Raw genomic sequence first — 7,508 nt, forward strand, 5'->3', positions numbered from 1 at the left:
TAAGGAACAAGCTAATACTACGAGTATTTGCCTGTGTAAAACAAGATAGAAAATATGAAAAAAATTACAATAAATTAGTTGCTTGAATCATAGAAATCAATAAGCCTTAACCGTTAGCGGGCAAGTGTAAAAAACCAAGCTAATGCAAACCAGACTGAATGAAATTGAGAGACTCAAACGGAAAAGAATTTTTAGTTGGAATAATAATTTTTTTCGGACTATTCCTTTATTTTATTTACGACTTCACGAGAGTTTATCCCCCACTCAAAAAGTATGAATATTCAGGTAGTATGAGTCAATTTGCTCAAGACCTACAGAAGATATCGACTACTAATCCTCAAATTGTGTTTGACATCACAGATACAACTGGAAGCGCAGAAAACGGGTTTGCTTACTATATCAAAATTTCAATAAAAGGCTTGAAGAAAAACAACGAATATTATCTTGCTTATAAAGAAGACGACAGCTGGTTCAGCCAAAAAGAAACCAAACTTAATTTGAATGGAGCGTTCGACCTTTATCGAAAGAGCGGAGGCTATAAATTAGAAGACACAGATGTTAAACGGCTGGTTCATTTATTTGACCAAGACTTTTATGAAAAATTAGTGCGAGAAAAGAACACCAGCCCATAACATCGGGTTTGAGTTATGCCCGGCGAGGTGGTTCTTGAAGTTTTCTGCAATTTAATTACTTTAGTGCTGGGTGACAGGGAAGTGCTATTAATCGGGCACAACTCAAACCCTTAATCGTTATGCCCAATAATATAAGACAATGACGATAGAGTATAAAATTGACGAAAACGACTTCTTGACACATCAACTTTTTCTTGCCTCAAAGTCTGACCGCATTAAAAGAAAAAGAAAACGAAGCAAAGTTATCGTGCCACTAATTTATGTTGCCTTTGGAGTTCTATTTCTCTTTCAAGAAGAAGTTTCATTGACAATAGTATTTTTCATTATCGGACTTCTATGGTTTCTAATTTATCCACTTTGGGAAAGACGACACTATATCAAACATTACAAGGGCTTCATTAAAGAAAATTATAAAGACAGACTTGGCAGAATTGCAACTTTAGAGTTCAACAATGACTTTATTTTAGCAAAGGACAACGGTAGTGAGAGCAAAGTTTTGACAACAGAATTAGAAGAAATTTGTGAAATACCTACGACCATTTTCGTAAGACTAAAGGGCGGACAATCGTTAATTTTACCAAAAGACAAAATAGCAAACTTTGACAGCGTGAAAGTGAGACTAAAAGAACTTGCGACCTACTTGGAAATTAAATATGAGACAGACGAAAAATGGGAATGGAAATAATTACTGGGCATAACACGGGTTTTGCGTCAGGCGGGGTGAAGTGCAAACTTGGAGCTTTGTGCTTCTATTCAAGTCAGTGCGGGTTGACAGTTTTGTGCTCCGAAACCCGCCCGAACGCAAAGCCCTAGCCGTTATGCCTAATTTTAAAACACGACCTAACAATGAAAATATTTCCAGAAAGTGATTACAATTTTAAAATAACTACAAGTGAAATAGAAGCTATTGAACGTTTAAAAAGACGCACTGAATTTTCCAAAAGTTTGACTTCACAAATAACCGACAAATCATTTCGTGGAATGATAGAAGACAATACATTTATAATAATCTCATCTGAAATTGGGAAAGGTGCGTTTTGTGTTTTAAAAGGTAAAGTCGACAATCAGAACGGACAACTGAACATTAGTATTAACAAAGCTTTTCAGATTTTATTAAGCATTATTTTATGTTTTCCAATTGTTCTATTAATTGCCGACCTAATTTCAGAAAAAGGAAGATTTTCAATAATGACTCTTTTTACTGCAATTTTAATGTTCATTTTTATACGTTTCTTTTTTATAGAATTAGCCTTCAAAAAATTATCAAAAAGCAGTGTAAATAGGTTGTCTGACATATTAGATATTGAACGTATAGAAAAAAACTAGGCATAACCACAGGTTTAAAAAATTGCGGGCGAAGTGCTTTATGCACCTTCATCTCTTTTTATTAAATTTAGTGCGGGCAGACAAGTTCTTGCAAGTAAAACCGCAAATTCTTAAACCTGCCCATCGTTACCAGCAATTATGAAACGACATCTAACAACATACATTTTAGTTCTGACGAGTTCGTTGACTTATGGTCAGACAAATATTGATCTGACAATTAAGCGAGATACTTTTCAGTATTTTTCTATTCTTGACACAAATTTTCATAAATACCAACTACCTGACAATTTCAAGAAACCTAAAAAATGGATAAAGGTCGACAAAGAAAGGACAGGTTTTTTAGGAGATTGGTATGGTAATAAATATTCCGACACCTTTGGCCTCAAAGACGCCTTAGCAATAATTGATACTGCAACTCAACTCTCCCAAATTGGTTCCGCTAAAAGTTGGTGTATAAATAACTACCAAAAAGCATTTCCTTTTTTGGTAGCAAGGCTTTCAGACAAGCGAAAAATTGGTTTGACAAATACCGGAGACCTTATCATATGGGATAGGCTCGGAACAAGCGATTTGGAATTTTATGGTCATGGTGGCTCCATAACGGAAGACATATTCACAATTGCAGGTAGAGCGTCTTGGATACTTAACCAATTAACTGGAGAAATTTTTGCAGAAGTTCATGGGAATTTGACCGAAAAGCAATCTGAAGAATTTAAAAAACTTTGGGTGCAATATATAGATAAACTGAAAAAATAACTGCTGGTAACACGGGTTTTGCGTCAGGCGGGTTGACGTGCCATTTGGAAGTCAGTGCTTTTAATTAACTTTTGTAATAAATTGAAAGTTCGAGCTATAAATCCCGCCCGAACGCAAAGCCCGAAACCGTTATTAGCCACAATTAAACAAGACCATGCTAAATAACTTATTCCGACGAAATAGCGACAAACCTGTCGAGCCGATTTTTCCAGAACAAAGCTTCAGTATTTTAAGACTAGAAGTTGATAACTCTTTAGCACTGGCGAGTATCAACCAAGCTTACAATAATTATCCGAACAAGAAATTCTTCCCTTGGTGTGCCCAAGTGCTTTTTGAAATTCAAGATAAAAACGAAAATGGGCATCCGACAAACGAAGAAGCCGAAGTTTTGAATGACTTAGAGGATAAAGTAGACGCTTTCTTTAAAGAGAATCATGTCGCTCATTTTATTGGAAGACTTACTCGAAATGGATTTAGAGATATTTTTTATTATTTAGACAAGCCCAACTTCGACCAAGAGAAGACAAAAATATTCTTTGACGAAATTTGTGCCGTACGACCTATCGACTTTTATTTAGAAGAAGATAAAAAATGGAATAAGGTATCTGCGTTTATTGACTAAAAATTAACTGTGGCTAACATCATGTTTAAATTATGCCCGGGTAACGTGGTTCTCGAAGTTTTCAGCATTTTAATTACATTAGTGCAGCTCGACACGGAAGTGCTTTTAAGCGGGCACAATATAAACACTTAACGTTATGTGAAATTGCACGACAACAGACATTAGGAAAAATTAATGGGACAATATTGTGAGCTTTATATATCAGACTATCCGATTTCAACGACTAAGAATGAAATTGACCCATTCATTCTTTCGCTTTTTCAACCAGAGGATTTAAACCATTTTGACCGACTTGTTGGCGAGAGAAATCAATTGCTCTATGGTCGTGGTGACTCTGATGACGAAACTGAACACGCAGTTGAGTATTCGAATACGGCTAAAAACATTAAAGACCGCCTAGAAATAATGGGCTTCACCTTGAAGAAGGCAATGTCTGAATTTGAAACTAGTAAGGAAGAATCTATCGAAAGACTGACAGGCTACTTAAATGACAAAAACTTTACAAGCAATCCCGAAGTTGAAGCTAAATTGAAATTGGAAAAGGAACTGCTGGAGAAATCCTCATTCAATGACTTTTTAGCAGCTAGTAAAGAAATTATTGATAACGGTTATAGATATACAGTTAAAGTAGAAGATTTACCAAAAGAAACAAATCCCTTAATATTTTACCTTCTTGAATACGCTCATGGATTTGACCAGTTTCCATATAACTATGACCAAAGAGTTTTATTACGTTCATTACTAGAGCTTACTCCAGCCGACAAAAAAGTAACCTATGATATAACAGAACTTATTGACCAAGAGTATTACGAAGAGGAAATAGAAAATATTTACGAAGACACTATTCAGAACATTACTTACGACTACGAACTTGGAGAGAAATTTCTAATACTTACAGAAGGTTCATCTGATATTCAAATTCTTCAAGGAGCAATGAAGGTATTATATCCTCATCTAACAGGTTATTATTCATTTATGGACTTTGGAATATCAAATGCGTCCGGCAGTGCAAGTTCTTTAGTTGCAAGTGTAAAATCTTTTGTTGGTGCTGGAATAAAAAATAGAGTTATTGCATTATTCGACAATGACACAGCGGCTGAATCTGCGCTTCGAGGATTTCAGAAGACAATCATTCCAAAGAATATCAAGATTCTTCAATATCCCAATATTAAAATTGCCGAAAATTATCCAACCTTAGGACCTTCCGGAATTTCTCAAATGAATATTAATGGTTTGGCATGTAGTATAGAATTGTATTTAGGAAAAGACATCTTGAGCAAGGACGAACAACTAATTCCTGTTCAATGGAAAGGTTATGACCAAACACTCGGAAAATATCAAGGAGAAATAATTGATAAATCAGGAGTACAAAAACAATTTCAGACAAAAATTGATGATTGCTTGAACGACCCCACCAAAACAATCAATTACGACTGGACGGAATTGAACGAATTACTACAGACAATATTTAACGCCTTCAACACCGATAATGATGAAAACTAAAGCAACTTCACATAACAGCGCATTTGCAATAGGCGGGGTCTCGTGCTCGGCAGACAGTTTTGAAGTAGCCAAAAGTTTTGTGCTCCGAATGAACATTCGTACGGAAAAGCCCGCCCATCGCAAATCTGCAAAACGTTAGCGGTCAGCTTAAAAGACGAAACAGCAAGCAATGAAGAAACATTTCAACAAAGCATCATATTTGACAATTCTAACTGTTGGACTTGCGGGACTTCAATCTTACTTACTTCATATTGGGACAACAGACTATACACACAAAATTCTTTCGGTCTATTTTTTCGTTGAACTGTTTATATTTCTTTTGACATTTTCTACCGGACTTAAAAACAGAACTTTTGCGACAATCTATTTTGGAGCATTTCTTTTTGAAGTTGCTTGGTTCTTCATAAATGAACGACCAATTAGTCCCGACAATCTGATTATGATAATTATTGGATTTTTGAGAGTTTACGTTTTTTATTTGCTAACTAAACAACTATCAAAAAATGAATAATTGGAAAATAGCATTTTGGGCTTGTTTGACAGTTCTACTTTTGGTAATAGCAATTAGCGTTTATACAATCATTGACCAAGCCGTTACATTGACATATCAAAAGGAAGGATATTCAGACACAAAAAATGACCTTGAACAAATAATAGAAATCATTAACAAAACCAACTTGACCAAATCACAAATAAAAACAGAGCTTAAAGACCATAGACTTTACGAGTTTATGAACTTCAAATCGGACACTGTTGCTCTTGACCGAGTTTTGCTAATATTCGATAATGACAAACTAAAAACGGTAACAAAACAATGGTAAGACAAAAAAGCCGAACCGCTAACAAGGTATTGCCAAAAGCGGGGCTGAACGGCTTCGATTGGACACTTGTGCAAGATTCAACTTTCGTTCTTCTATTGAGCTTTAGTGCTAAAAATACCCGCCTTCGGCAATACCCAAAACGTTATAAGTAAGTGTTTCCCGAACGAAATGCATCAGTGAATGAAAGTCCCGCAATGCAGATGGCGGACATGTAGAATCGATTAAACAGCAAAGATTTGTTTAAGGTTATAATTAAAAGATAAAATGGTAACGACGAACTATCACCCAATAATTAAATCCTTTGTAATCTCATTTCTATATGTGGGCATAGGTACATTGAGTTTGATTTCGTTATATCCGCAATCTGGGTTCTATACTCCAATTTCATGGGGTGGACTTCTCCTTACTTTTCCCGTTACTATATATAGTTTTGGTATTATGTACACCGAATCAAACTCATTAGATAAAATATTGAATACTCAACTAGTAGTGTTCCTATGTTTCTGGTCTATTATCTATGTTTTAATTTTATTAAAAAAGTCGAACAATCACAAAATTAGGCCGACCGAGCCGAATAAACAAAATAGAAATCACATGGTGTAACAATCAAGTTTCAGACCGACCAAGAGGCTCAACTAAACTGCTTTGTTGAACGACATTTTCGATTGGTTTTTTAGGCGGTCCGAACTATTAGCCGACCGAATTTTTCTGGTTTTCACAAATAAGTTGAAAAGGAAAAACTACTTTACTATTGACCGAACTGAACCAAAACATACTTGAATATAATATGAAAAAAACACACCTACTTATAACAACAGGTTTGCAAAATTGCGGGGCGAAGTGCTTACACTTTCTTCATCACTTTTCACTAAATTCACTGCGGGCTGACAGAGGTTCTGCAAGTAAAACCGCAATTTCTCAAACCTGCAAACCGTTAGTTGCCATTAGCGCCACTATGGATATTTTCTTCTAAAACCATCTAATTAAATATTATAGCTGAACTTGAAAAAAATACTTTTCTTTTTAATAGTTTTAACAATAGCCAAGGTTCAAGCGCAAGGTCTGAAAGGTGAGGGAAAAGTGGCTGGAAAGATAAAGCTGCTTTCTACACAGCTAAGATCTCGGGGAGTAGACACAATATTTGTTTATCAACGCAATAGTTATGGGTATAATCTTTTTAATATCCCCAAAGGCTCAACAAAAAAACAAATTGATTCTTTAGCCTGTGAAGCAAGAGAAGCAGCCTACGTTTTTTGGCTTTCAAAAGGTCTGATGCACGCCCAAAAGCTCCATCCATGTATTCTATTTGACTCAGTCCAGCTCGAAAACTCCAAAATCAGTCATTTCATTGGGAGACAATCAATTCTTCGTGCTCCTGAAATTAAGCCTTTTCAATACCGGGATAAACAAGGGAAAACACTAACAACTTACGACGAACACATTGTGCAAATGACGTTGACGCTTAGATTAGGGACTGAAGAACGGGAAATTTTAGTTAATAGTGACGCATTGTCGAAGAGAATATTTGAAATTGAAGCAGTCAACATCAATTACGAAGAGAACAACAACAATCTGTGGGCACAATTAGCAACGATAGCGAATGAAGAAGTCAAAGCTCTGAACTTCAAGAGGGTATTAATAGACAACGGCAACTAACAAGAGCTTGTAGCTATTGCTATTCAGTGATTTATGTAAATTCAGATCTTTCTATTACTTTAGTTTAGACTTGTTGTGTTAGTGCTCTTAATACGCAACAGCCTTTAGATTTACAATAACAAAATATCACAGAATATTGACTACCGTTATTGTTGTTAGAAATTTTCTTTTTGCTTCTTTTTCTTTTGTTAA

At 35.5% G+C, this 7,508-nt stretch carries 8 protein-coding genes; all 8 read left to right on the forward strand.

Annotated elements, in window-relative coordinates; genetic code table 11:
* Positions 1-158 precede the first annotated feature (158 nt).
* The 8 genes from ACLCDL_RS17715 to ACLCDL_RS17750 all read left to right on the forward strand — a co-directional run bounded on the left by ACLCDL_RS17715 (position 159) and on the right by ACLCDL_RS17750 (position 7,316).
* Positions 159-632, forward strand: coding sequence for a hypothetical protein (locus tag ACLCDL_RS17715; RefSeq protein WP_423149751.1), 474 nt, complete (start codon positions 159-161; stop codon positions 630-632).
* Positions 633-771: 139 nt separating this feature from the next.
* Positions 772-1,317, forward strand: a complete 546-nt coding sequence (locus ACLCDL_RS17720; protein WP_423149752.1) for an LSm family protein — start codon at positions 772-774, stop codon at positions 1,315-1,317.
* Between the two features lie 161 nt (positions 1,318-1,478).
* Positions 1,479-1,958: a hypothetical protein gene (locus tag ACLCDL_RS17725; RefSeq protein WP_423149753.1), complete on the forward strand. Its 480-nt coding sequence runs from the start codon at positions 1,479-1,481 to the stop codon at positions 1,956-1,958.
* A gap of 138 nt (positions 1,959-2,096) precedes the next feature.
* The gene (locus tag ACLCDL_RS17730; RefSeq protein WP_423149754.1) at positions 2,097-2,714 is read left to right on the forward strand and encodes a hypothetical protein; all 618 of its coding nucleotides are present in this window, start codon (positions 2,097-2,099) and stop codon (positions 2,712-2,714) included.
* Positions 2,715-2,868: 154 nt separating this feature from the next.
* Positions 2,869-3,336, forward strand: coding sequence for a DUF695 domain-containing protein (locus tag ACLCDL_RS17735; protein ID WP_423149755.1), 468 nt, complete (start codon positions 2,869-2,871; stop codon positions 3,334-3,336).
* A gap of 174 nt (positions 3,337-3,510) precedes the next feature.
* Positions 3,511-4,839 carry a HEPN/Toprim-associated domain-containing protein gene (locus ACLCDL_RS17740; RefSeq protein ID WP_423149756.1) on the forward strand — a complete coding sequence of 443 codons (1,329 nt, stop codon included), beginning with the start codon at positions 3,511-3,513 and terminating at the stop codon, positions 4,837-4,839.
* A gap of 503 nt (positions 4,840-5,342) precedes the next feature.
* Positions 5,343-5,660 (forward strand): hypothetical protein, encoded by a 318-nt coding sequence (locus ACLCDL_RS17745; protein ID WP_423149757.1) that lies wholly within the window; start codon positions 5,343-5,345, stop codon positions 5,658-5,660.
* A 1,002-nt stretch (positions 5,661-6,662) separates the two neighbouring features.
* Entirely contained in the window at positions 6,663-7,316 is a 654-nt protein-coding gene (locus ACLCDL_RS17750) for a hypothetical protein (RefSeq protein WP_423149758.1), read from the forward strand.
* The last annotated feature ends 192 nt before the right edge of the window (positions 7,317-7,508 follow it).

The sequence above is a fragment of the Rubrilithobacter danxiaensis genome (assembly GCF_047272945.1).
Lineage (GTDB): Bacteria > Bacteroidota > Bacteroidia > Sphingobacteriales > Sphingobacteriaceae > Rubrolithibacter > Rubrolithibacter danxiaensis.